Below are 23935 nucleotides of genomic sequence, written 5' to 3'. Positions count from 1 at the left end.
CATGATCACAGCTGGATTGGTATTCGCCGCGCTGGCCGCGTTGCTGCACGTGTACATCTTCACGATGGAATCGCTGACCTGGACCACTCCGCGCACCCGCGCCGTGTTCGGCACGACGGCCGAGGAGGCCGAGACCACCAAGCTGCTCGCGTTCAACCAGGGCTTCTACAACCTCTTCCTGGCGATCGTCAGCGGGGTCGGCGTCACTGCGGTCGCGTTGGGCCACAAGAGCGTTGGCGCGGCGCTGATCTTCGCCGGCGTAGGATCCATGCTCGCCGCGGCGGTCGTACTGCTGGCGTCGTCACCGGACAAGGCGCGGGCCGCGCTGACCCAGGGCACGTTTCCGGCGATTGCTGTCGTGTTGTTGGTGATCGGCCTCGTCACGCGCTAGGCCAGAGTCAAGCAGATCCGAAATAATAGGGCCGTTGCTAAGCCACGATGCCCTGCTTCGCCAACCGCGGACTCTCCACCTGGACAGCTTGGCGCGTGGTGGGGAAACGCGCAAAAACGCGCCGGTTGGCCTGTTGATTGCTGGCCGGTGGTACGGCGCTGCAGGTTCGTGGTGCACCCGTGCCGGGTCCGCTAGGCTGGTACCCGCGAGGGCCGCCCCGGGTTACACCGCCAACGCATACGGGTACTCACCACGCGCTTGACAGCATCGGTGTCCACTGTTTGAGGAGACTCGTAATGAATGACTCGCGGTCGGGTTTCGGCAGCCTGCACATGCCGCGCAGCCGCGGCGCGGTGAGCGGATTACTCCTGATAATCCTCGGTGTATGGGGAGCGTTGATCCCCTTCGTCGGGCCGTATTTCCATTTCGCCTACACCCCCGACCAAGCGTGGGCGTGGAGCACCGCACGCGCCTGGCTGGAGGTGTTCCCCGGAGCTACCACCGCGCTGGGCGGTTTTTTGCTGCTGATTTCGGGAAACCGGGCCACTGCGATGTTCGGCGGCTGGTTGGCCGTCATCGGCGGCGCCTGGTTCATCGTCGGTCGCACACTGGCATCGACTCTGCGGCTCGGAGACATCGGCCAGCCGATCGCCGCGACGGACGCCAGACGGGCTGTGCTCGAGATCGCCTACTTTTCTGGGCTGGGCGCACTGATCGTCTTCCTCGGTGGCGCGGCCTTGGCGCGGGTGTCGGTCCGGACGGCGCGTGACCTCGAATATGCGTTGGAAGCCGAGGAGGCGGCGGCGAACACCTCCGATGACTTCGCTGCACCGGCGGCTCCGACCGAGGTGCTGACCTCAGCCACGGCCGAATCGCACCGCCGTCAGAGCAAGCGTGGGCTGTTCGGTCGCCTACGCGCCGGCGGGGCGCGCAACTGATCGACCTGTCTTGACACCATGAGGCCGATCGCCGTCGGATAGGCGGCGATCGGCCTCAGCTCTGGTAGTTACAGCAGCCCGAGCAGCTGCAGGTCGGTAATGTACTTGACGATAATCGGCGCGGAGACATGCGGGATGTCTTTGTCCGGGCTGATTTTCGCCTCTTGCACCGCCGTGCGGAACCGATCGGTCGGAGCCATCGACCCGTTGATCGGCGTGCTAGGCCGCCGGTAGTTGTGCAGCAGTGGCAGTAGCGAGTATTGACGCTGCCGCTCAGGCAGGGCTCGCAGCGTGGTCTCGAACCGCTCCAACCAGGTGGCGTAGTCGCCGACCCGCTGGATCGAGTACCCGGCGTCGATCAGCCAGTCGACGTACTCGTCGAGGCCGATGCCGTCGTCGTACGGGTTCATCACGTGATAGGTCTGGAACCCATCTCCGTTCTCCAGCACCTCCGTGCCCAAGATCGAAATCGCCTCGGCGATGAATTCGACCGGGAGTCCGTCATAGTGCGCGCGCTGCCGGTGTCCGTCGCTGTCCACCTCGTAGAACGAGCCGGGGGCGATACCGGTGGCGACCAGGCTGAGCATCAGCCGGGTGAACATGTCCGGCAGATTGAGCTGGCCCGCATACGTGGTGTCGGCCAGAATCATGTCGCAGCGGAACACCGCAACCGGCAATCCGTACAGGTCGTTAGCCTCGCGCAGCAGCACCTCGCCGGCCCACTTGCTGTTGCCATAGCCGTTGGCGTAGCTGTCGTTGATCTGGCGGGTGGCGCTGATCTGCCGGATGTCGGCGTCCTCGACGAACCTGCCCGGCTTGATCTGATCGCCCACACCGATCGTCGACACGTAGGTGTAGGGCTTGATCTTGGTGGTCAGCGCGATCTTGATCAGCTCAGCGGTACCCAGCGCGTTCGGCCCGAACAGCTCGCTGTACGGCAGCACGTGGTTGACCAGGGCCGCCGGGTCGACGATCAGGTCGACGGTGTCGGCCAGCCGCTGCCAGGTCTGCGGGTCCAGGCCGAGGTTGGCCTCGCCCTTGTCGCCGGCGATGACCTCTAGGTGGTCGGCGGCCAGCTGCCGGTAGTGCTCAAGCACCTGCGGGTCGCCGCTGTCGAAGGTCTTGTCGAGCCGAGTCCTCGCATCTTCATCCGTCTTGGCCCGCACCAGGGCGATCACCCTGCCGTCGACGAAGTCCATCCGCTCGAGCCACTCCAGCGCCAGGTAGCGGCCGAGGAAGCCGGTGGCGCCGGTCAACAACACGGTCCGCACCTCGCGGCTGGGCTGCGCCAGGTCAGGCGCGGCAGCCAGTGTGGCCCCGTCGATGAACTTGTCCAGCGTGAGGTCGGCTGCGTGCACCTCGACCGCACCGCGGCCGTGCACCGCTGCGAAAGTCGGCCGCTTGGTGCCGCGACGCTCGCCGTCGATGTAGTCGGCGATGGCATGCAAATCGTTGGCCGGGCTGACGATGACGCCCACCGGCACATCGACGTCGAAGATCTCGTGCAGCAGGTTGCCGAATGTCAACGCGGACAACGAGTCTCCGCCCAACTCGGTGAAGTGCGCATCAGGCGACAAATCGGACTTCGCGACACCCAGCATGGCGGCCGCGGCCCGGCTGACCGTTTTCAGCACCGGCGCCTGCGCGCCGCTGCGGCGCAGTTCGGACAACTCGTCGGCCTGGCCTTGCGTCAAATCGGCGTAGAGCTGCTCAAGGCGCTCGCCGTAATGCTGCTTGAGCTTCGGCCACGCCAGCTTGCGGATGCCGGTCAACAGACCGTTCTCCAAGGTGAACGGCGTGGTCTCGATGATGAAGTCGCGCGGCACCTCGTAGGACTGCAGGCCAGTCTCTTTGGCAACGTTCTGCAGCGACTCGGCGATCGCCGACTTCGACGCGTTCTCGTCGGTCGGCACCACCACAGCCAGCAGGTAGGGCTGCGCGCTGTTGCCGTAGACGTAGATCTGGCGGACCAGCGGGCTGTTGCCGAACACCGCCTCCAGCTTCGCCAAGGTGACGAACTCACCCTGGGCGAGCTTCAAGACGTTGTTGCGGCGGTCGACGTAGACCAGCCGGTCGGGACCGACCTCCGCGAACACGTCGCCGGTCCGGTAGTACTCGTCGGCGTCGAAGACGTTGGCGGTGGTTTCGGCCCGCTTGTAGTAGCCGGGGAACATGTTGCCGGTCTTGAGCAGTAGCTCGCCGCGCGGATACGGACGGTCGGTGGCGAAGTAGCCCAGGTCCGGAACGTCGACCAGCCTGTAGTCGACCACCGGCGGGCGCTGGATTTCGCCATCGAACAAGACCATGCCGGCCTCGGTGGAGCCGTAGCCGTCCAGCAGATGCATCTCGAGCAGCGACTCAACCCAGGTCCGCAACTCAGGAGAGGTCGGTGCCGAGCCCGTCATCGCGAAGATGAAGCGCCCGCCCAGCAGCTCCTGGCGCTGCTCGTCCAGTACCTGGGACTCGGCGACCTGGCGGTCGGCGCCTTCGGCTGTCCGCCGGTCCACCTCGCTCTGGTACTCGCCGTACAGCATCTCCCAGATGCGCGGCACGAAGTTGAGCTCGGTGGGCCGCACCAGGCGCAGGTCCTCCAGCAGCGTCGAGAGATCACTCTTGGCGGCGAAGTAGGCGGTGCCCCCGTTCCCGAGCGTGCCGTAGAGGATGCCGCGGCCCATCACGTGGCTCATCGGCATGAAGTTGACGGTGATCGACGCTGCAGTGGGCCCGAACCAGTTCTTGGTCGACCGGTCCCACATCTTGGCGACATTGCTCTGCGGGTACATCGCGCCCTTGGGCGCGCCGGTGCTGCCCGAGGTGTAGATCAGCAGGGCCAGCGGGTCGTCCGACTCGTCCGGCTCAAATGCGGGGACATCCGGCAACGACGCGCCGTGGTCGCGGACTTCGTTGAGCGTCTCGACGGTCAGCGCGGTGTGCGCCAGCCGCTGACGGGCAGTCTGCAGCGCCTCGCGGTGATCGTCGACCTCGCTGCGGTAGTCGAAGATCATCAGCCGTGCAGGCGTGTGGCCCGCCTCGGCTGCAGCCAGGATCAGGTCGACCGCTTCGGACCCGTGGTCGACACTCGCGGCGACGACAGCGGGTTCGGTCTCGGTGACGATCGGCAGCAACTGCGTGATCGCCGCGCTGGTCTGCAGCGGAACCGACACTGCGCCGATACGGCCCAGCGCGATGTCGATGCTGGTGTAGTCGACGCTGGTGAAGCCGAGTACGCAGACCCGGTCACCGACGGCCACGATGCCGTCGGTCAGCGCGCGGGACAGTTCGTTGACCCGGGCGGCCAGCTCGCCATAGCTGACAGTGTCAAACCAGGGCAGCAGCTTGGCCGACGTGCGTCCGGTCTGGGGGTCTTTGACCAGCTCAACGGCGCGTTGAGCCAGCGCCGGCCGGTCGGAGTAACCCTCCAGCACGGCCTCGACCACGTGCGGGAGGCGCAGCCCGGCGTTCTGGATCGCGGCGCTAACAGCGGCATCGGGCTGCGCGGCGGCGAACTGCGGGTCGTTGGCGGCCAACTCCTCGGCGCGACGGTCTCGGCGTTCTTGGACATCAATCGACATAACGAAACCTCGCAACTTGTGAACCGGGAAATCTTGGCGGCGCGACGCTGCGTCTAACAGCTACTACGTTAGCAAAGCTAAAGGTATTCCCGGAAGCTCCGGCGAGCGCGCAACCGTGTGAGATCGCTAACGGCGCGACGCGGATTAGAGGCCGGTGAGCAGTCCGGCCAGCACGTCGAGGCCCTCGGAAAGCAGCTCGTCGCTGATCGTCAGCGGCGGCAGGAAGCGCACGACATTGTCGAACGTGCCCGCCGTCAACACGATGACGCCGGCGGCGATGGCCGCGACGGCCAACGCGTCGGTCAGCGCGGCGTCGGGCTCGGCGCTGTCGGGCTTCACGAACTCGACGGCGATCATCGCGCCGCGGCCGCGCACATCGCCGATCCGATCGTCGGCGGCTTGCAGCGCAAGCAGCCGGTCCTTCATCAGCCGTTCGATCTGGCGGGCCCGTTCCAGGAGCCCGTCGGCCTCGATGGTCTCGATGGTGGCCAGCGCCGCCGCACAGGCGACCGGGTTGCCGCCGAAGGTGCCACCGACGCCGCTGGAGTGCGGGGCGTCCATGATCTCGGCGCGGCCGGTGACGGCTGACAGCGGCAGCCCGTCGGCGATGCCCTTCGCGATGCAGATCAGGTCGGGTTCGATACCTTCGTGCTCGCAGGCGAACCACGCCCCGGTCCGCGCGATGCCGGTCTGCACCTCGTCCGCGACGAAGACCACGTCATTTTGGCGACACCAGTCCAGCAGCGCAGGCAAGAATCCCTCTGCCGGGACGATGAAGCCGCCTTCGCCCTGGATGGGCTCGATGACGACGGCGGCCAGGTTCTCGGCGCCGACCTGCTTGGCGATGACGTCGATGGCGCGCTGGGCGGCCAGTTCGCCGTCGGTGGCCAGTTCCTTGTCGATCAGCCCATCGCGGAACGGGTAGGACAGCGGCGCCCGGTAGATCTCCGGCGCGAACGGTCCGAAGCCGCTCTTGTACGGCATCGATTTCGCGGTCAGCGCCATGGTCATGTTGGTGCGCCCGTGGTACGCATGGTCGAACGCCACCACCGCGTCCTTGCGGGTGTACGAGCGGGCGATCTTGACGGCGTTCTCCACCGCCTCGGCGCCGGAGTTGAACAGCACCGAGCGCTTCTCACCCGTGCCGGGGGTGAGCCGGTTGAGCTGTTCGGCGACGGCGATGTACTGCTCGTAGGGCGTCACCATGAAGCAGGTGTGGGTGAAGTCGGCGACCTGCGCGCGTACCGCGTCGACGACCCGAGGTGCGGAGTTGCCGATGGTGGTCACGGCGATGCCCGAACCCAAGTCGATGAACCGGTTCCCGTCGACGTCCTCCACGATCCCGCCGGCAGCGCGCGCCGCAAACACCGGCATGGTATTTCCGACGCCGTGAGACACCGCCGCGGCTCGGCGCTTGGTCAGCTCCCGCGATGCCGGACCGGGAATTTCGGTGGCGAGGTGGCGACTCTGTTCGACAGCGAGCACGTCAGCAGCCTATCTGCGCCGCGTCCCGGCCACGACCCCGAAGTTATCCGCCCGGCGGCCCCGCCGGCCCTTCTCCCAGCGGCCGGCACACGTTGGCCGTCGGGTCCCACCACTGGCCGGGATCGCAGCCCAGGGGTGTTGGCCCTTCGCCCAACGGCCGGCAGATGTTTCCGCTCGGGTCCCACCACTGCCCGGGCGGGCAGTTCAGCGGTGTTGGCCCAACGCCCAGCGGCAAGCAGGCCTTGCTGAACGGCTCCCAATATTGCCCGGCGTCGCATTGCGCCGAGCTCACTGCCGGCGTCGCTATCGTCACGGTTGCCATCGGCGTCAACGCCATCACCGCGATCGGCGCCAGACGGCGAACGAACTTCGTCATTTACCGGCCTCCCCAAACTCTGGACCGTCGATCGAGTCGACGGTAGCAAAGGAGCTGACAGGCTGGCGGCGAAGTCGGCGCGGCCGACGCACCGGATATCCCAACGCGATCACCGCCGCCAGGGCCAGCGGGTCGCGCGCCCCCAGCAGGGCCTTCACTTGAGGCTCCTCACGGATGGCAATCGTGGTGATCACACCGCCCAGGCCCTCGTCATGAGCCGCCAGCAGAATGCTCCACGCGAAGGGGTAAATGGAGGCGCCCCCGGCGAAGGTGTACCGGTCCGCGTCACGGTCCACTGCCGCCAACATCGAAAGGTCCGCGAACAGCGCCAGCAAAACCGGGGCTTCGTCGAAATGCTCAGCCAAACCCCCTGGCGCTGCGGCATTTTCGGTGGCTTTTTCAGTGGCCAAGGCCCGCGCTTCGGCGTCGCGGTCGTTGGTCGGCGACCACGGCCGCAAGCCGGCGGCACTCAAGGCCAGATAATCCCTGGAACCCCGCAGGTAGGAGTCCCGTAGCCGCCGCCGCCGCTCGGGGTCCTTGATGACCACGATTCGCCACGCCTGCGCGTTGGCGCCGCTGGGCGCGAATCGGGCGGTGTCGAGCACCCGGGCCAGCACGGCGTCGTCGACGGTCTGGTCGGTGAAGTCGCGAACTGCCCCGGTAGTGCGCAGCGCGTCGTTGAGTTCCATCGCCTACGTGTTGTCCCACCCTTGTGCTCGCGCGTCAAGACGCCGTAGTTGGTCAGCTGGCGACGGCGTAGTGGCACACTGGTGATTGACGCGGTTGATGGCCTGTTCTGGTCCGATGCCGACTCACAGACCAAACAGGAAGATCGTTGCTGTCATGAACCAAATGGTTGTCTTTCTACCGCTGCTGATCGTGTTGGCGGCGTTCATGTTTTTCGCCTCGCGGCGACAGAAGCGCGCGATGCAAGCCACCATTGACCTGCACGAGTCGCTGCGCGTTGGCGACCGGGTGCACACCACGTCGGGGTTACAGGGCACCATCACGCACATCACCGACGACACGGTGGACCTCGAGATCGCGCGGGGCGTCGTGACCACCTGGATGAAGCTGGCGGTCAGGGACCGTGTCGAGCCGGAACTGCTGGACGCCGAGGCCGAGGAGGCCGACGATTTAGCCGACGACCCGGAGCGACTGCCCAAGGACTGAGGTTGGCGGCCCGCCACGTACCCTTTGCGGGTGCAGTCGAACTGATCGACGCGCGAGAAGCGAGCGCGGGCCGGCGAGGACCCGCGAGGACCGGATGAGGAGACTCAACACGTGGCATCGCCATCGACGCCGGTGCACCCTGCCCGTTACCTGACGGTATTCCTGATCCTGCTCATCGGCGTCTACCTGATGGTGTTCCTGATGGGAGACAAGCGGGCTGCCGCGAAGCTCGGCATCGACCTGCAGGGCGGCACCAGGGTCACATTGACCGCACGAACCCCGGACGGCTCTCGGCCGACACAGCAGGCGCTGTCTCAAGCGCAGCAAATCATCAGCGCCCGGGTAAACGGTCTGGGTGTCTCGGGTTCTGAAGTCATTATCGACGGAGACAACCTGGTTATCACGGTGCCGGGAAAGGACAGCAGCGAGGCGCGCAATCTGGGCCAGACCGCCCGGTTGTACATCCGTCCGGTGATCAATGCGCTTCCGGCACAGAGTGGTCCGCTGCCGCGGAAACCACAGCTACCTGGCCCACACGCAGAACCGGGGCTGCCGTTTGGAGGACAACCCGGCGGACCCCTGCCGGGCGGGCCCGTTCCTGGACCTCCGGGCGGCCCTGCACCCGGTGGACTTGCACCCGGTGCGGGCCCTGGCGGCGCGCCGACGCCCGGCGGTACGCCCGCGCCGGGCAGTGGGCCATCCTCGCCCGGTGGTGACACCGGGGCGGCGCCGGGGGGCTTGCCCATGCCGGGCGACCTGCCGTTGCCGGCTGAGCCGGCGCCCGCAGCACAGCCGCGGCCCTATCCGCTGGATCCACCGCCCACACCAGCGCAGCCCACGCCGGCACCGGCCCCGCCGGCAGCTCCCGCGCCCGGCCCGGTTCCGCCAGGGCCACCCGATCCGCGGATGGAGCTCGCCGAGCGCATCGCCAAGCAAAGGGAATGGCGCCAGAGCACCAGCCAGGGTGTGCAGTTCATCGCGCTGCAAGTCATGGCCACCCAGTGCAACCAGGAAGACATTCTGGCCGGCAACGACGACCCCAACCTGCCGCTGGTGACCTGCGACAAGGACCACAGGCAGGCGTACCTGTTGGCGCCGTCGATCATCAGCGGCGATCAGATCGCGGACGCGAGCTACGGATTCAACCAGAACAACGCCAACTACGTCGTCGACCTGCAGTTCAAGAGTGCGGCGGCAAATACCTGGGCGGATTTCACCGCCTCCCACATCGGTACCCAGACCGCGTTTACTTTGGACACGCAGGTAGTCAGCGCACCGCGGATCGAGGAAGCGATCCCCGGTGGCCGGACGCAAATCCACGGCGAGTTCACCTCAGCCCAGGCGCGCGAGCTCGCCAACGTCCTTAAATACGGCTCGCTGCCGTTGTCGTTCGAATCATCAGAAGCTCAAACCGTTTCGGCGACATTGGGATTGACATCGCTGCGGGCGGGTCTGATTGCCGGCGCGATCGGACTGGTGCTGGTGTTGCTGTACTCATTGATGTACTACCGCGTGTTGGGGTTGCTGACGGCCTTGTCGCTAGTAGCCTCCGGCGCAATGGTTTTCGGGATTCTGGTGCTACTTGGCCGCGTTATGAACTACACCCTCGACCTGGCCGGGATCGCAGGTCTGATCATCGGTATCGGTACTACGGCCGATTCGTTCGTGGTGTTCTTCGAACGCATCAAAGACGAGATCCGCGAAGGCCGTTCGTTCCGCTCAGCGGTTCCCCGCGGCTGGACACGAGCCCGCAGGACGATCCTGTCCGGTAACGCGGTGACCTTCCTGGCCGCTGCCACGCTGTATGCCCTGGCGATCAACCAGGTGAAGGGGTTTGCGTTCACCCTGGGCCTCACCACGATCCTCGACACCGTCGTGGTGTTCCTGGTGACCTGGCCGCTGGTATACCTGGCATCCAAGTCCACGACGCTGGCCAAGCCGGCATACAACGGCCTAGGAGCGGTGCAGCAGGTCGCGCGCGAACGGCGGGCGCTGGCTTCGAGGGCTTCGACGGCTTACTCGACGGGACGGGGGTAGCGAGATGGCCGACGAGACGACTGCCGTTGAACTCAGCGATGACACCGCAACGGTCGTCGGCGCAACCGCTGACGACACCGGCGCCGACCTGCCGCACCACAGTTTCTTATCGCGTCTCTACACCGGTACCGGCGCGTTCGAGGTCATCGGCCGGCGCCGGCTCTGGTACGGGGTCAGCGGGACGATGGTCGCAATCGCAATCATCAGCATCGTTTTGCGTGGGTTCACATTTGGCATCGACTTCCAGGGCGGCACCACGATGTCAATGCCACGTGGCGACGCTCAGGTGAGCCAGGTGGAGCAAGTATTTCGGCAAACGCTGGGCAGCGACCCCGAGTCCGTGGTGATCGTCGGCAACGGTGCTGGTGCAACCGTGCAGATTCGCTCCGAGACGTTATCCAACGACAAGACGATCAAGCTGCGCAACGCCTTGTTCGACAGATTCCAGCCCAAAGGCACCGACGGCAAGCCCAGCCTGCAAGCCATCTCCGACTCGGCGGTGTCGTCGACCTGGGGCGGTCAGATCACCAGGAAGGCGGTGATCGCGCTGGCGGTGTTCCTGGTGCTGGTCAGCCTGTACATCACCGTCCGATACGAGCGCTACATGGCGATCTCGGCGCTGACGACGATGGTCTTCGACCTGACCGTTACCGCTGGGGTGTACTCGCTGGTGGGCTTCGAGGTCACCCCGGCCACCGTCATCGGCCTGCTGACCATCCTGGGTTTTTCCCTCTACGACACCGTCATCGTGTTCGACAAGGTCGAGGAGAACACCCACGGCTTCCAGCACACCACCCGGCGCACTTTTGCCGAACAGGCCAACCTCGCGATCAACCAGACGTTCATGCGCTCGATCAACACCAGCCTGATCTCGGTGCTGCCGGTGCTGGCCCTGATGGTGGTGGCGGTGTGGCTGTTGGGTGTGGGCATGCTGAAGGACCTGGCGCTGGTGCAGCTGGTCGGCATCATGGTCGGCACCTACTCGTCGATCTTCTTCGCCACCCCGCTGCTGGTCAGCCTGCGTGAACGCACCGCTATGGTGCGGACGCACACCCGCCGGGTGGGCAGGCGCCGCGGCCCTAGTGCTGACAAGGATCAGCGCGCTGAGCCGGCCGATGACGAGCCGGGCGAGAAGCGCACCGCAACCGTCGCCGCTAGTGGCAGCGCAGCTGCGAGCAAGCCGGCTCCGGGTGCGCGTCCGGCCCGACAGGGCGGCGCTCGTCGCTCCCGTCCGACCGGCAAGCGAAACAAGCGGTAGCCATGGTGGCTGCCCGACGTTGGCGTATCGCCGCCAGCTGGCTGGCGGCCGCGCTGGCGGCAGGCGCGCCGGGCACGTTGACGGCGTGCGCCGGCAGCGCCGCCGGTCAGATCGACTACATCGTCGACGGCGCGCTGGTCACCTACAACAGCAACACCGTCATCGGTGCCGCGTCGGCGGGAGCGCAGGCCTTCGCTCGCACGCTTACCGGATTCGGCTACCACGGCCCCGACGGTCAGGTCGTCGCCGACCACGACTTCGGCACGATCTCGATCGTCGGCGGTTCGCCGCTGGTGCTCGACTACCAGATCGCCGACAACGCCGTCTATTCCGACGGAAAGCCGGTCACCTGCGACGACCTGGTACTGGCGTGGGCAGCCCAATCCGGTCGGTTCCCCGGCTTCGACGCCGCGAGCCAGGCCGGCTACGTCGACGTCACCGCGATCGACTGCCAACCGGGACAAAAGAAAGCCCGCGTGTCGTTTGACCCCGACCGCAACATCGTCGACTACAACCAGTTGTTCGCCGCGACCACGATGATGCCGTCGCATGTCATCTCCGAGGAGCTAGGGATTGACGTCACCGCGGCGCTGATGGGCAACGACCTGCCGGCCATCGGGCGCATCGCGCAGCTGTGGAACACCACGTGGGATCTCAAACCCGGCATTGATTCGGGCACCATCGCCAAGCACTTCCCGTCGTCCGGGCCGTACAAGATCGAATCGGTGTTGGACGGCGGCGCGGTGGTGCTCGTCGCGAATGACCGGTGGTGGGGCGCCAAGCCGATGACCAAGCGGGTCACGGTGTGGCCGGAGAAGGCCGATATCCAAGACCGCGTCAACGACAGGAGCGCCGACGTCGTCGACGTTGCGGACGGCTCGTCGGGAACGCTGACTACCCCGGACAACTACGTCCGCACCGATTCGCCGTCCGACGGCATCCAGCAGCTGATCTTTGCGCCGCGCGGCCCGCTCGCAGACGTCGCCGCGCGCCGTGCGCTGGCCTCGTGCACACCGCGTGACGCCATCGCGCGCGACGCCCGGACGCCGATCGCCAACGCGCGGCTGCACACCGCGTCCGAAGACGCCATCGGACAGGCGGAAAACGTCGCCGAGGCGGCCCAGTACTTGAAGTCCAACCCCGACGCCGCGCGCGGCGCATTGGGCGGGAAGCCGCTGGCGGTGCGGATCGGCTATCGGGCGCCCAACGCGCGGCTGGCGGCCATTGTCGGGGCGATCGCCAAGGCCTGCGCCCCGGCCGGGATCACGGTCTCCGACGTCACCTCCGACTCCACTGGCCCGCAGACGCTGCGAGACGGGAAGATCGACGTGCTGCTGGCCAGTACCGGCGGCGCAACCGGCAGCGGTTCGACCGGGTCATCGGCGATGGATGCCTACGACCTGCATACCGGCAGCGGCAACAACCTGTCCGGGTACACCAACGGCCAGATCGATGGGATCATCAGCGCGCTGGCGGTGTCGGCTGACCCTGCCGAGCTGGTCCGGCTGCTGGCTCAGAGCGCCCCGGTGCTGTGGGGCGATATGCCGACGTTGCCGCTGTATCGTCAGCACCGGACTTTGCTGGCGTCGAAAAAGATGTATGCCGTCAGCGCTAACCCCAGCCGGTGGGGCGCCGGCTGGAATATGGATCGATGGGTCCTGGTGCGGTGACCGCTGCCGGCGGCGATCCGGTGGCCGACCTCATCGCATCGCTGACCCGAGAAGTCGCGGATTTCCCGACGGTCGGAGTCGAGTTCAAGGACTTGACACCGTTATTCGCCGACCGCCGGGGGCTCGCCGCGGTGATCGATGCGCTTGCCGCGGTGGCGTCCGGTGCTGATCTGATCGCCGGTATCGACGCTCGCGGATTTCTGATCGGCGGTGCCCTGGCCAACCGCCTGGGCACCGGCGTGCTGGCCGTCCGTAAGGGCGGCAAGTTGCCGCCGCCCGTGCGCGCCGAGCAGTACCAGCTCGAATATGGGACCGCCCGCTTGGAGATTCCCGCCGAGGGGATCGAATTAGCCGGTCGCAGCGTTGTCGTCGTGGACGACGTGCTGGGCACCGGAGGCACAGTGGCTGCGGCGCACAAGTTGCTCGAGCAAGCCGGTGCCGTCGTGACGACGGCCGCGGTGGTACTGGAACTGACCGTGCTGGGCGGTCGTGAACTACTCGCGCCGCTGCCGGTGCACAGCTTGCGCAAGGTTTAGCCGCGCGACGATGCAGTGCGGCACCCCCGGCCGCGTAGCGCGATGAGGAGGAGCGGGGCAAATCATTTCGGCAGCGATATCCTAGAACGGCGGAGGTAACGAACTTGGCGGACGATAAAGGCGCGGCGGTCCAGCCGCCTACCGAACCGCTGCAGGTCGCCGACATTCCCCCGGCGCCCGAGCCCTCGATAAGTCTGAAGACGCCGAGCAGCGCCTCGCGTCGGGTCCGGGCCCGGTTGGCGCGGCGGATGACCGCCCAGCGCAGCGCTCTCAGCCCGGTGCTCGAACCGCTGGTGTCGGTGCACCGCCAGATCTATCCGAAGGCCGACCTGTCGTTGCTGCAGCGGGCCTACGAGGTCGCCGAGCAGCGGCACGCCAGCCAGCTGCGGCATTCCGGGGATCCCTACATCACCCACCCGCTGGCCGTGGCGAACATCCTCGCCGAGTTGGGTATGGACACCACCACGCTGGTGGCCGCCTTGCTGCATGACACCGTCGAGGACACCGGCTACAGCCTGGAGGCGCTGTCCGAGGATTTCGGCGAGGAGGTCGGCCATCTGGTCGACGGGGTGACCAAGCTGGACCGGGTGGTGCTGGGCAGCGCCGCCGAGGGCGAGACGATCCGCAAGATGATCACCGCCATGGCGCGCGATCCGCGGGTGCTGGTGATCAAGGTGGCCGACCGGCTGCACAACATGCGCACGATGCGCTTCCTGCCGCCGGAGAAGCAGGCCCGCAAGGCCCGCGAAACGCTGGAAGTCATTGCACCGCTGGCGCATCGGCTGGGTATGGCCACGGTCAAATGGGAACTGGAAGATCTGTCGTTCGCGATCCTGCATCCCAAGAAGTACGAGGAGATCGTACGGTTGGTAGCCGGACGAGCCCCGTCACGCGACACCTATCTGGCCAAGGTGCGCGCCGAGATCGTCGCTACTCTCAATGCGTCGAAGATCAACGCGGTGGTCGAGGGACGGCCCAAGCACTACTGGTCGATCTACCAGAAGATGATCGTCAAGGGCCGCGACTTCGACGACATCCACGACCTGGTCGGCATCCGCATCTTGTGCGACGAGATCCGGGACTGTTACGCCGCTGTCGGCGTGGTGCATTCGCTGTGGCAGCCGATGGTGGGCCGGTTCAAGGACTACATCGCCCAGCCGCGCTACGGGGTGTACCAGTCGTTGCACACCACCGTCGTCGGTCCGGAAGGCAAGCCGCTGGAGGTGCAGATCCGTACCCGCGATATGCACCGCACCGCCGAATATGGCATCGCGGCGCACTGGCGCTACAAAGAAGCCAAGGGCCGCAACGGAGTTCCGCATTCCCTGGCCGCGGCTGAAATCGACGACATGGCCTGGATGCGCCAGCTGCTCGACTGGCAGCGGGAGGCGGCCGACCCCGGCGAGTTCCTCGAGTCACTGCGTTACGACCTTGCGGTACAAGAGATTTTCGTGTTCACCCCGAAAGGTGATGTGATCACACTGCCGAGTGGGTCGACGCCGGTGGACTTCGCCTATGCCGTGCACACCGAGGTGGGCCACCGATGCATCGGCGCCCGGGTGAACGGTCGACTGGTGGCGCTGGAGCGCAAGCTGGAAAACGGCGAGGTCGTCGAGGTCTTCACGTCCAAGGCGCCCAACGCCGGGCCGTCGCGGGATTGGCAGCAGTTCGTGGTGTCGCCGCGCGCCAAGACCAAGATCCGCCAGTGGTTCGCCAAGGAGCGCCGCGAGGAGGCGCTGGAGAGCGGCAAGGACGCGATGGCCCGCGAAGTTCGCCGCGGCGGACTTCCGTTGCAGCGCTTGGTCAGCGGCGGGTCCATGGCCGCCGTGGCCAACGAACTGCACTACGCCGACGTGTCCGCGCTCTACACCGCAGTCGGCGAGGGTCATGTATCGGCCAAGCATGTGGTGCAGCGGCTGCTGGTCGAGTTGGGTGGTATCGACCAGGCCGAGGAGGATCTCGCCGAGCGGTCCACTCCCGCGACCATGCCGCGGCGCCCGCGCAGCACCGACGATGTCGGGGTGGCGGTGCCCGGCGCCCCGGGCGTGTTGTCCAAGCTCGCCAAGTGCTGCACGCCGGTGCCCGGCGATCAGATCATGGGATTCGTCACCCGCGGCGGTGGAGTCAGTGTGCACCGCACCGACTGCACCAACGCCGCGTCACTGCAGCAGCAGGCCGAACGCATCATCGAGGTGCGCTGGGCGCCGTCGGCGTCGTCGGTGTTTCTGGTGGCCATCCAGGTCGAGGCGCTCGACCGGCACCGGCTGCTGTCGGACATAACGCGGGTGTTGGCCGATGAGAAAGTGAACATCCTCTCGGCGTCGGTGACCACGTCAGGTGATCGGGTGGCGATCAGCCGGTTCACTTTCGAGATGGGCGACCCCAAGCATCTGGGGCATCTGCTGGACGTGGTCCGCAATGTCGAAGGTGTCTACGACGTCTACCGGGTGACATCCGCGGCCTGAGCGATCGGCTCCGTACTGTCGGTATTACAGTAAGTGCGCATGGCGGCGGGTAGCGACCAGGTGACCACGGCCGGACAGCGGGCTCTCGTGATGGGAGCAAGCGGGAATGTGGGTGCTTGCGTCACCCGTCACCTGGTGTCTGGCGGCGCCGACGTCCGGGTTCTGTTACGAAAGTCCAGCTCCACGAAGGGAATCGAAGGCCTCGACGTCGAGCGATATTACGGCGGCATTTCCGACGCGGCAGAGGTCGCCGCGGCCATGTCCGATCGCGACGTCGTTTATTACTGCGTCGTCGACACCAGGGCGGAGCTGAGAGATCCCGCCCCGCTGTTCGAGACCAATGTCAACGGCCTTCGCGAGGTGCTCGACGTGGCGGTGAACGCGAATCTGGGGCGGTTCGTTTTTCTGAGCACGATCGGCACCATCGCCATCGGCAGGAACGGCGAAACCGTTGACGAGGAAACCCCCTTCAACTGGTCTGACCAAGCCGGCAGTTACATCGAGTCGCGGCGCCAGGCCGAACGGTTGGTGTTCTCCTACGTCGCAAACCACGGGCTGCCGGCCGTGGTGGCCAACGTGTCGAATCCGTACGGGCCGCCCGATTGGCAGCCGCGCCAAGGGATGTTCGTGCAGCTTGCCGCGCTCGGAAAACTGCCGTTCTATATCCGCGGCGTCGGGGCTGAGGTGGTCGGTATCGACGACGTCGCCGACGCGCTGCTGCTGGCGGCCCAACGGGGACGAATCGGCCAGCGCTACATCATTTCTGAGCGTTACATGACACAGCGTGAGCTGGTGACCGTCGCCGCGAACGCAGTTGGCGCGCGGCCGCCACGACTGGGTATCCCGATGGCGGTGGTTTACGGGTTCGCGCACGTGTCCGACGCCGTCGGATCGCTGTTCCGCCGTGACATCCCGATCAGCAGGCAGAGCGCCCGGCTGATTGAGCTGACCTCGCCGGCCAGTCATGACAAAGCCACACGTGAACTCGGCTGGTGTCCGACGCCCACCGAACACTTCATCCAACGCGCAGCCCAAACCTATGTGAACAGAAGCCGGGGGGTCAGCTCGGGCGCGCGGAAGTGATGGTGACTGTGGTGGCGGGCGGACCGTCGTCGCGACCGCCGGCGACTCCGGCCGCCGCAATCTTGTCTATCGTTGCCAGGCCGGTGGCGTCGACGGTGCCGAATACGGTGTAGGCCGGCGGCAACTGCGAGTCCCGGTACACCATGAAGAACTGGCTGCCGTTCGTGTTCGGTCCACCGTTGGCCATCGCCAGCGTGCCCCGGGGATAAATGACGGGTTTCTTCAGCGCCGGGTCGCCGGGCGGGTACTGATCGGTGGGGTACTCGTCGGCGAACTGATAACCTGGCCCGCCGGTGCCGTCGCCCTTCGGGTCACCGCACTGCAAGACCGACAATCCCGGTGCGGTCGTCAGCCGATGGCATTGGGTGTCATCGAAGAACTTCTGCTGCGCCAGCTTGACGAAACTGTTGACAGTGCAGGGTGATTCGTTGTTGGCGAGCCGCAGGCCTATCTTGCCCCTGTTAGTGACAATGTTCAGGCCGATAAGCGCGGGATCGGTCGGCACTTCGCCGGCATGTGGTGGGGTCACCGTGTGGCTGGCGGCATCGGCGGACGGTAGGTAGTGGCAGTGTGCCCCCACGCTTGCGGAGGGAACGAATGGCGGTAGCTGCGGGATAGCCGGCCGTGCGACCGGAGCCGAGGTGGTCGTAGTGGCGCTGCTCGTGGTCGCGGTCGTGCTGGTTGGCGGGGCCGAGGACAATCTGGCGCTGGCGCCCTGATCCGACGTTGTGGCGGTGATAATCACCAGCGCGATCACCCCGAAGAGCGCCGCCATCGCTGCGGCCATGCCGCCGAGGATGGCCAGCGTGTGCCCTCTGCCGGCAGGTTCTTCAGCCGAGCTCGGCTGCGCACGCGGCGGTTGCGGGGCGGGCTGCGATCCAGGAGGCCGCGGCGGCGGGCTCGGCGGTGGGATGAAACGGTTTTCCAACGCGGCTCTGGCAGCCTCGGCCAATTGCGATGCTGTCTGGTAGCGGGCCTGCGGGCTTTTCGCCATACCGGCGGCGATCACCGCGTTGAACGCCGGCGGTATACCGGGGGAGAAGGTCGAGGGTCGCGGCGGTGAGGCGGTCAGGTGCCCGGCGCGTTGTTCTTCGAGGCTGTCTCCCGGAAAGGGTTGTTGGCCGGTCAAGCATTTGTGCAACACGCAGGCGAGCGAATAGACGTCAGCGCGGGAATCGCCTGCGCCGCTGAACCTTTCGGGCGCCATGTAAGCGCCGGGGACATGGCCCATGCTGCTCACAGCCGTATCCTCGGCGCTGCGCGCCATCCCGAAATCGGTCAGGTAGACGAAATCTCCCAGTGCAACCACGATGTTCGACGGCTTGACGTCGCGATGGACCAGTCCCACTCGGTGGGCGCTATCGAGCGCCGCGGCGACCTGCTCGATCATCGCGACCGCACGTGCGGGAAGTATCCGACCGCCTTCGTTTCTGATCAGGCGACCGAGGTTGCTGCCGTCGACCAACTGCATGTCGACATACAGCCGACCGCCGATCTCGCCATAGTTGTGGATGGGCACCACGTGCTGGTTATTGAGGCCGGCCGCCGCCCGTACCTCGCGGCGGAACTGTTCGAGAAATTCCGGATCCTCGGCCGGTTCCGCCGCCAGCACCTTGAGGGCGACTACCTGACTAGTGACGGTGTCAGTGGCTCGGTAGACCTTCCCCGTTGTGCCACGGCCGATTAAATCGAGAAGCTGGTAGCGCCCGAATCTCGTCACCTGCACAAAGAGTTCTCCTGTTAGCCGAAGGCTCAATCAGTCCAGCCGCACCGACTTGATCGTGACTTCGGTGGCTGGCTGGCCGTCCTGACCGCCACCGGCGACGCCGCCCTTGGCGATCTTGTCCAGGGTGGCCAGGCCGTCCTGTTGAATCTTGCCAAAAACGGTGTATTCGGGCGGTAGCTGAGTGTCCTTGTACACCATAAAGAACTGACTGCCGTTGGTGTTCGGTCCGGCGTTGGCCATGGCCAGGGTGCCCCGCGAGTAGACCACCGGCTCGTGCACCGCGGGATCGTCAGGCTTGTACTGGTCGGTCGGATACTCGTTGGGGAACTGGTAGCCCGGCCCGCCGGTGCCGTCACCGGTCGGGTCGCCACACTGCAGCACCGACGATGTCGGCGAGGCGGTGATCCGGTGGCATTTGGTGTCGTCGAAGAACTTCTGCTGCGCCAGGCTGACGAAACTGTTGACGGTGCAAGGTGATTCGTTGTTTGCGAGCAACAGGCCGACATTGCCCTGATTAGTGACCATGCTGACACTGACCTGCGCCGGGTCGGTGGGTACCTTGCCTTGCCTCGGCAGGTTCGCCGGCTTGCTGGCCGGTTCTGCCGAAGGCTCGTATTGGCAGTCGGCGCCCAGATTGGCGGCCGCCTTGAACGGCGGCAATGGCGGTATCCCTGATGATGTGCCCGGAGCGGCGCTGGTGGACGAGCTCCCGGTTGCCGAAGCCTGCTTGTTGATCTTGTTGCGCTCCTGATTGGTGCGGACGACGGTGAACACCACCAGGGCGGCCACGACCACTGCCGCGACCGCCCCGCAGACGATGACCACCATCCGGCGACGACGAGCCTGCTCGGCCCGACGTTCCAGCTGCCGCTCAAGTTTGCGCTTGGCCGTCGCACGTCGCTGTTCGTTGGTCGGCACCGCCGATATCCCTCCGTGGTTGTGTGCTGAGTCAGCAAAGAGTGTGCCAGTCGACGCTGGATAGGGGTGGCGCGACCCATGCTCGATCAGCGGATGGGAAACTGGAGATCGTGTTCATCACCGGATTTCCCGCCGGCTTGCTGCAGTGCAACTGCTATGTGGTGGCGCCGCACCCTGGGGCGGACGCCATCATCGTCGACCCGGGTCAGCGTGCGATGGGCCAGTTGCGGCGCATCCTGGACAAGAATCGGCTGACTCCGGCGGCGGTCCTGCTCACCCACGGCCATATCGACCACATCTGGTCGGCACAGCAGGTGTCCGACACCTTCGGCTGCCCCGCATACATCCACCCCGACGACCGGTTCATGCTGACCGACCCGATCAAGGACTTCGGTCCGCGGCTGGGGCAGCTGCTGCTGGCGGCGATGTTCCGTGAGCCCAAACAAGTCGTCGAACTCGATCGCGACGGCGACAAGATCGACCTCGGCGGCATCAGCGTCACCGTCGATCACACGCCCGGCCACACCCGGGGATCGGTGGTCTTCCGAGTGACCGACGACAAAGATGTGGTGTTCACCGGCGACACCCTGTTCGAGCGCTCGGTGGGCAGGACCGACCTGTTCGGCGGCAGCGGCCGTGACCTGATCCGCTCGATCGTCGACAAGTTGTTGGTCCTCGACGACAAAACGTTGGTCCTGCCCGGACACGGCAATTCCACGACAATCGGCGCGGAACGGCGCCTCAACCCATTCCTCGAAGGGCTGAGCTCGTGACCGAGTTCACGTCGTTTTCCGGGCCCAAGGGTGTACCGGACTATGTCCCGCCGGATTCGGCGGCGTTCGTCGCGGTGCGTTCGGGCCTGCTCGACGCCGCCCGCCGGGCCGGCTACAGCGACATCGAGCTTCCGATATTCGAGGACACCGCGCTGTTCGCGCGCGGGGTGGGAGAGTCCACCGACGTGGTGTCGAAGGAGATGTACACCTTCGCCGACCGTGGCGACCGCTCGGTGACGCTGCGGCCGGAGGGCACTGCCGGGGTGGTGCGCGCGGTGATCGAGCACGGCCTGGACCGGGGCGCGCTGCCGGTCAAGCTGTGTTACGCGGGCCCGTTCTTCCGCTACGAGCGGCCCCAGGCCGGCCGCTACCGCCAGATGCAGCAGGTCGGCGTGGAGGCCATCGGTTTCGACGACCCCGCTTTGGACGCCGAAGTGATCGCCGTGGCCGACGCCGGCTTCCGCTCGCTGGGCCTTGACGGGTTCCGGCTGGAAATCACCTCGCTTGGCGACGACACCTGCCGTCCGCAGTACCGGGAACTGTTGCAAGACTTCCTATTTCAGCTCGACCTCGACGAGGAAACCCGCAAGCGCGCCGAGATCAACCCGCTGCGGGTACTCGACGACAAGCGTCCGGAAGTCAAGGCGATGACGGTCGATGCCCCGGTGATGCTCGACCACCTTTCCGATGTGGCCAAGCAGCATTTCGAGACCGTGCTGGCGCACCTCGACGCCCTGGGCGTGCCGTACGTCATCAACCCGCGGATGGTTCGCGGGTTGGACTACTACACCAAGACCACCTTCGAGTTCGTGCACGACGGGTTGGGCGCTCAATCCGGTATCGGCGGCGGCGGCCGCTACGACGGTCTGATGCGCCAGCTCGGCGGACAGGATCTGTCGGGTATCGGGTTCGGCATCGGCGTGGACCGCACCCTGTTGGCGTTGCGGGCCGAGGGCAGAAACGTCGGAGAGACCGCCCGATGCGACGTGTTCGGAGTGCCATTGGGCGAGCAGGCCAAGCTGCGGCTGACAGTGCTGGCCGGGCAGCTGCGCGCCGCCGGTGTGCGGGTGGATCTGGCCTACGGCGACCGCGGCCTGAAGGGCGCGATGCGGGCCGCCGACCGGTCGGGTGCACGGTTGGCGTTGGTCGCCGGTGAACGCGACATCGAGGCCGGAACCGTCGGCGTGAAGGATCTTTCGACGGGCGAGCAGGTCGACGTCGCGACGGATTCGGTCGTTGCCGACGTGCTCGCGCGGCTAAATCACTGAAATCTCTTTTGCCACTTTGGTTTCAGTGGTTTCTTACCGGCGAGCCGTTGCCACCCGTGCTGCCGGCCACCGCTGCCGCGCAGCGCCACGGGCGCATCGGAGCTGGACACGTGGTGGTGATCCGCGGCTTCGTGCATCGGCTGCCCGGGTTCGTCGACGCCGAAACCCGCGTACATGCCGAGGCGCAGCTGGCCCGGTTGGGCGGCGACCATCGGCCCGACGAACTGGGCAAGCTGGCCCACAAACTCACCGACTGCCTCAACCCCGACGGCGGTTTCACCGACGACGACCGAGCTCGCCGCCGCGGCATCACCATTGGCAAGCAGGGTTTCGACGGTATGTCCCCGATCACCGGGTATCTGACCCCGAGGCCCGCGCGACCATCGACGCCGTGCTGGCGAAGCTGGCCGCCCCGGGCATGTGCAACCCGGCCGACGCCACACCATATGTGGACGGGACGCCCGCACAAGACGCCACCGAGCACGACACCCGCAGCGCCGCGCAACGCAACTACGATGCGCTCACCGCCGCCGGGCGCGTCCTGCTGGCTTCCGGTGCTCTCGGTCAATACAACGGGCTGCCCGCCACCATCATCGTCACCACCACGTTGCGCCAACTGGAAGCCGCCGCCGGCAGGGGACTCACCGGCGGAGGCACCCTGCTACCCATGAGCGACGTGATCCGGTTGGCCTCCCAGGCCCATCACTACCTGGCGATCTTTGACAAAGGCAAAGCCGTTGGGCTCTACCACACCAAACGCCTGGCCTCACCCGGGCAACGAATTGTGCTCTACGCCAACAGATGCGAGGGTTATGCGCTACTAGGGAATTGGCGACGCATCACCGTCCACGGCTTCCCGGCCTGCTTATTGCCGCGATTAGCCGGGACCGGTGCTATAAGCCCACCAGTCGTCCTGCCCTGGTGCAGGACGGGTTGGACACAAATGTTGATACGCTGCATTGAGGAGGCTGATGGCCTGGTCGCTGGTCAGCGTCGGTTCGAACTTCTGCACTGCTGCACCCGCTGCTTGAGGCGTAGTGTAGCCGCGATTCCAGATATCATCACAAGCCTCGTAACCGGCTTCCAGCATCGCCGGTCCCATTCCGGTGATGCCTGCTGCTTGCAGTGCGGCAATGAAGTCCGACGAATTGGCGTTCGCAACAGGGTCGGCACCCAAAGCCATAACCGCCAGGACGGCCATGCCAACTATCCCCACCCTTCGCGCGCCACCGTTAACCCGCCTTGACGCGACCGCACTACCGAGAACTACGCGGGACAGGGTTGACATTTGCCACCTCACTCGGCTATGCGGGTGCGTCGGCGTTAGAGCCGTCCGTGACCTTGTCTTTATGGTCAAATTCTGAGCGCATGCGCGATGCATCGTTGCGGCAACGATGTCTCGACCGCCTTGCTCCGCCTGTTTTGTTCAGCCTGATTTTTTTGTTGGCGTGATTTTTATGGTGCCTGTGCGACCTTGCGTTAGGCTGGAATCTGGTTGTGTGTTTCCTGTTGTTACTTTTAGTTCACTGATTGGGACATCTCACTGACCAATCACGAGGCATGGGCGCGCGGTGGCCACACCCGCTCCAAGGGCCCGGCCCCGCGGCTATCTGGAATCAAGTCCTGCTCGGCGAGGTCGACTCGCTCAGTCCCAGGCGGGCAATAGCGTGTCGTCGGGGTGCAGCCAGCACGCTGCCACCTGGGACCAGTCGGGCCAGCGCTCGCCGCCGTAAGGGAATCCGCGCCCGCCAAACATCCAAAACGGCACTCTCACCGGAACATTCGCCTCGAACCCGTGAGTGTCTAACACGCACTTAGCCCTTCGGCCCGGTCGGAGGTGAACTGAATCATTGAGCGTCAGAACCTTTGCCGCCATACCGATTATCGCCGTCGCCCTAGCGGGCTGCTCGGGTAGTGACCAGACGGTCTCGCCAAAGACCGCGGGTGTTCGTTCCCCAACTGCGACGTGTCCGGCTACTTCACCGAAGTCCACCACGTCACCCCTGGGCGAAAACCCACACTACCGACGTCAATGATCTGGCGCTGGGCTGCGTCGGCCACCACCCGCTGGCCGAACAAGGCTGGACCACGCGCAAACGCAAAGACGGCTTGACCGAATGGATCCCGCCACCGCATCTGGACCACGGCCAACCCCGCACCAACATCTTCCACCACCCCGAAAAACTGCTGTGCGACGAGGAAGACGACGAGGAACCCTAAGGACGTCTAGCCAGGCAGCCCTCGGACGAATTGCGCCAACGCCGCG

General features: G+C 65.9%; 19 protein-coding genes and 3 pseudogenes. 13 read left to right on the top strand and 9 right to left on the bottom strand.

What is annotated here, in order from left to right:
- The first annotated feature begins 1 nt into the window (after window position 1).
- Complete coding sequence (locus VEI45_RS15715) at window positions 2–391, top strand: DUF1304 domain-containing protein (protein WP_324854776.1); 390 nt, start codon at window positions 2–4, stop codon at window positions 389–391.
- 296 nt (window positions 392–687) lie between these two features.
- On the top strand, window positions 688–1329 hold the full coding sequence (locus VEI45_RS15710) for a hypothetical protein (protein ID WP_324854774.1): 642 nt from the start codon (window positions 688–690) through the stop codon (window positions 1327–1329).
- Between the two features lie 68 nt (window positions 1330–1397).
- Here VEI45_RS15710 and car read toward each other — a convergent pair whose 3' ends face one another.
- From car to VEI45_RS15690, 4 genes are all read right to left on the bottom strand, one after another.
- Window positions 1398–4901, bottom strand: a complete 3504-nt coding sequence (gene car, locus VEI45_RS15705) for a carboxylic acid reductase (protein WP_324854772.1) — start codon at window positions 4899–4901, stop codon at window positions 1398–1400.
- A gap of 144 nt (window positions 4902–5045) precedes the next feature.
- Complete coding sequence (gabT, locus tag VEI45_RS15700) at window positions 5046–6386, bottom strand: 4-aminobutyrate--2-oxoglutarate transaminase (RefSeq protein WP_324854770.1); 1341 nt, start codon at window positions 6384–6386, stop codon at window positions 5046–5048.
- Between the two features lie 43 nt (window positions 6387–6429).
- Window positions 6430–6762, bottom strand: a complete 333-nt coding sequence (locus VEI45_RS15695) for a hypothetical protein (protein ID WP_324854768.1) — start codon at window positions 6760–6762, stop codon at window positions 6430–6432.
- Window positions 6759–7451 carry a nitroreductase family protein gene (locus tag VEI45_RS15690; RefSeq protein ID WP_324854766.1) on the bottom strand — a complete coding sequence of 231 codons (693 nt, stop codon included), beginning with the start codon at window positions 7449–7451 and terminating at the stop codon, window positions 6759–6761. Before VEI45_RS15690 ends, VEI45_RS15695 begins: the two co-directional genes overlap by 4 nt.
- Before the next feature lie 154 nt (window positions 7452–7605).
- On the opposite strand from VEI45_RS15690, the gene yajC reads away from it, so the two are divergent.
- From yajC to VEI45_RS15655, 7 genes are all read left to right on the top strand, one after another.
- Window positions 7606–7935 carry a preprotein translocase subunit YajC gene (yajC, locus tag VEI45_RS15685; RefSeq protein ID WP_324854764.1) on the top strand — a complete coding sequence of 110 codons (330 nt, stop codon included), beginning with the start codon at window positions 7606–7608 and terminating at the stop codon, window positions 7933–7935.
- A 111-nt stretch (window positions 7936–8046) separates the two neighbouring features.
- Window positions 8047–9972, top strand: coding sequence for a protein translocase subunit SecD (gene secD / locus VEI45_RS15680; RefSeq protein WP_324854762.1), 1926 nt, complete (start codon window positions 8047–8049; stop codon window positions 9970–9972).
- A 4-nt stretch (window positions 9973–9976) separates the two neighbouring features.
- The gene (gene secF / locus VEI45_RS15675) at window positions 9977–11230 is read left to right on the top strand and encodes a protein translocase subunit SecF (protein ID WP_324854759.1); all 1254 of its coding nucleotides are present in this window, start codon (window positions 9977–9979) and stop codon (window positions 11228–11230) included.
- A gap of 2 nt (window positions 11231–11232) precedes the next feature.
- Entirely contained in the window at window positions 11233–12900 is a 1668-nt protein-coding gene (locus VEI45_RS15670) for an ABC transporter substrate-binding protein (RefSeq protein ID WP_324854757.1), read from the top strand.
- On the top strand, window positions 12882–13436 hold the full coding sequence (locus VEI45_RS15665; RefSeq protein WP_324854755.1) for an adenine phosphoribosyltransferase: 555 nt from the start codon (window positions 12882–12884) through the stop codon (window positions 13434–13436). The genes VEI45_RS15670 and VEI45_RS15665 overlap by 19 nt, the downstream gene beginning before the upstream one ends.
- 104 nt (window positions 13437–13540) lie before the next feature.
- A complete protein-coding gene (locus VEI45_RS15660) occupies window positions 13541–15901 on the top strand; it encodes a RelA/SpoT family protein (RefSeq protein ID WP_324854753.1) in 2361 nt (786 codons plus the stop codon).
- A 39-nt stretch (window positions 15902–15940) separates the two neighbouring features.
- Complete coding sequence (locus VEI45_RS15655; RefSeq protein ID WP_324854751.1) at window positions 15941–16984, top strand: NAD-dependent epimerase/dehydratase family protein; 1044 nt, start codon at window positions 15941–15943, stop codon at window positions 16982–16984.
- Here the strand turns inward: VEI45_RS15655 and VEI45_RS15650 are convergent.
- The 3 genes and pseudogenes from VEI45_RS15650 to VEI45_RS15640 all read right to left on the bottom strand — a co-directional run bounded on the left by VEI45_RS15650 (window position 16962) and on the right by VEI45_RS15640 (window position 19628).
- On the bottom strand, window positions 16962–17897 hold the full coding sequence (locus tag VEI45_RS15650) for a peptidylprolyl isomerase (protein WP_414687496.1): 936 nt from the start codon (window positions 17895–17897) through the stop codon (window positions 16962–16964). The genes VEI45_RS15655 and VEI45_RS15650 overlap by 23 nt on opposite strands.
- Before the next feature lie 66 nt (window positions 17898–17963).
- Window positions 17964–18704: pseudogene (locus VEI45_RS15645) on the bottom strand (serine/threonine-protein kinase); the annotation flags it as partial.
- 36 nt (window positions 18705–18740) lie between these two features.
- A complete protein-coding gene (locus VEI45_RS15640) occupies window positions 18741–19628 on the bottom strand; it encodes a peptidylprolyl isomerase (protein ID WP_324854749.1) in 888 nt (295 codons plus the stop codon).
- A gap of 110 nt (window positions 19629–19738) precedes the next feature.
- On the opposite strand from VEI45_RS15640, the gene VEI45_RS15635 reads away from it, so the two are divergent.
- The 3 genes and pseudogenes from VEI45_RS15635 to VEI45_RS15625 all read left to right on the top strand — a co-directional run.
- On the top strand, window positions 19739–20401 hold the full coding sequence (locus VEI45_RS15635) for an MBL fold metallo-hydrolase (protein ID WP_324854747.1): 663 nt from the start codon (window positions 19739–19741) through the stop codon (window positions 20399–20401).
- The gene (gene hisS, locus VEI45_RS15630) at window positions 20398–21669 is read left to right on the top strand and encodes a histidine--tRNA ligase (protein WP_324854745.1); all 1272 of its coding nucleotides are present in this window, start codon (window positions 20398–20400) and stop codon (window positions 21667–21669) included. Before VEI45_RS15635 ends, hisS begins: the two co-directional genes overlap by 4 nt.
- A 29-nt stretch (window positions 21670–21698) precedes the next feature.
- Window positions 21699–22465, top strand: a pseudogene (locus VEI45_RS15625) (13E12 repeat family protein); the annotation flags it as partial.
- An 81-nt stretch (window positions 22466–22546) separates the two neighbouring features.
- Here VEI45_RS15625 and VEI45_RS15620 read toward each other — a convergent pair.
- Both VEI45_RS15620 and VEI45_RS15615 read right to left on the bottom strand, forming a co-directional pair.
- The gene (locus tag VEI45_RS15620; protein ID WP_324854809.1) at window positions 22547–22870 is read right to left on the bottom strand and encodes a DUF732 domain-containing protein; all 324 of its coding nucleotides are present in this window, start codon (window positions 22868–22870) and stop codon (window positions 22547–22549) included.
- Window positions 22871–23314: 444 nt separating this feature from the next.
- Complete coding sequence (locus tag VEI45_RS15615) at window positions 23315–23479, bottom strand: hypothetical protein (RefSeq protein ID WP_324854743.1); 165 nt, start codon at window positions 23477–23479, stop codon at window positions 23315–23317.
- Between the two features lie 120 nt (window positions 23480–23599).
- On the opposite strand from VEI45_RS15615, the pseudogene VEI45_RS15610 reads away from it, so the two are divergent.
- Window positions 23600–23889 (top strand): annotated as a pseudogene (locus tag VEI45_RS15610) (HNH endonuclease signature motif containing protein); the annotation flags it as partial.
- Between the last annotated feature and the right edge of the window lie 46 nt (window positions 23890–23935).

Source organism: Mycobacterium sp., assembly GCF_035623875.1.
GTDB lineage: Bacteria > Actinomycetota > Actinomycetes > Mycobacteriales > Mycobacteriaceae > Mycobacterium.
Note: the sequence above shows the minus strand (reverse complement) of the source record. Positions and strands in the feature narration are given on the sequence as shown.

What these genes read in the sequence shown, in the direction of transcription:
- VEI45_RS15715 (WP_324854776.1), top strand. Translation starts at nt 2, where the DNA reads ATGATCACAGCTGGATTGGTATTCGCCGCGCTGGCCGCGTTGCTGCAC.
- VEI45_RS15710 (WP_324854774.1), top strand. Translation starts at nt 688, where the DNA reads ATGAATGACTCGCGGTCGGGTTTCGGCAGCCTGCACATGCCGCGCAGC.
- car (WP_324854772.1), bottom strand. Translation starts at nt 4,901, where the DNA reads ATGTCGATTGATGTCCAAGAACGCCGAGACCGTCGCGCCGAGGAGTTG.
- VEI45_RS15695 (WP_324854768.1), bottom strand. Translation starts at nt 6,762, where the DNA reads ATGACGAAGTTCGTTCGCCGTCTGGCGCCGATCGCGGTGATGGCGTTG.
- VEI45_RS15690 (WP_324854766.1), bottom strand. Translation starts at nt 7,451, where the DNA reads ATGGAACTCAACGACGCGCTGCGCACTACCGGGGCAGTTCGCGACTTC.
- yajC (WP_324854764.1), top strand. Translation starts at nt 7,606, where the DNA reads ATGAACCAAATGGTTGTCTTTCTACCGCTGCTGATCGTGTTGGCGGCG.
- secF (WP_324854759.1), top strand. Translation starts at nt 9,977, where the DNA reads ATGGCCGACGAGACGACTGCCGTTGAACTCAGCGATGACACCGCAACG.
- VEI45_RS15670 (WP_324854757.1), top strand. Translation starts at nt 11,233, where the DNA reads ATGGTGGCTGCCCGACGTTGGCGTATCGCCGCCAGCTGGCTGGCGGCC.
- VEI45_RS15665 (WP_324854755.1), top strand. Translation starts at nt 12,882, where the DNA reads ATGGGTCCTGGTGCGGTGACCGCTGCCGGCGGCGATCCGGTGGCCGAC.
- VEI45_RS15655 (WP_324854751.1), top strand. Translation starts at nt 15,941, where the DNA reads ATGGCGGCGGGTAGCGACCAGGTGACCACGGCCGGACAGCGGGCTCTC.
- VEI45_RS15620 (WP_324854809.1), bottom strand. Translation starts at nt 22,870, where the DNA reads ATGGCCGTCCTGGCGGTTATGGCTTTGGGTGCCGACCCTGTTGCGAAC.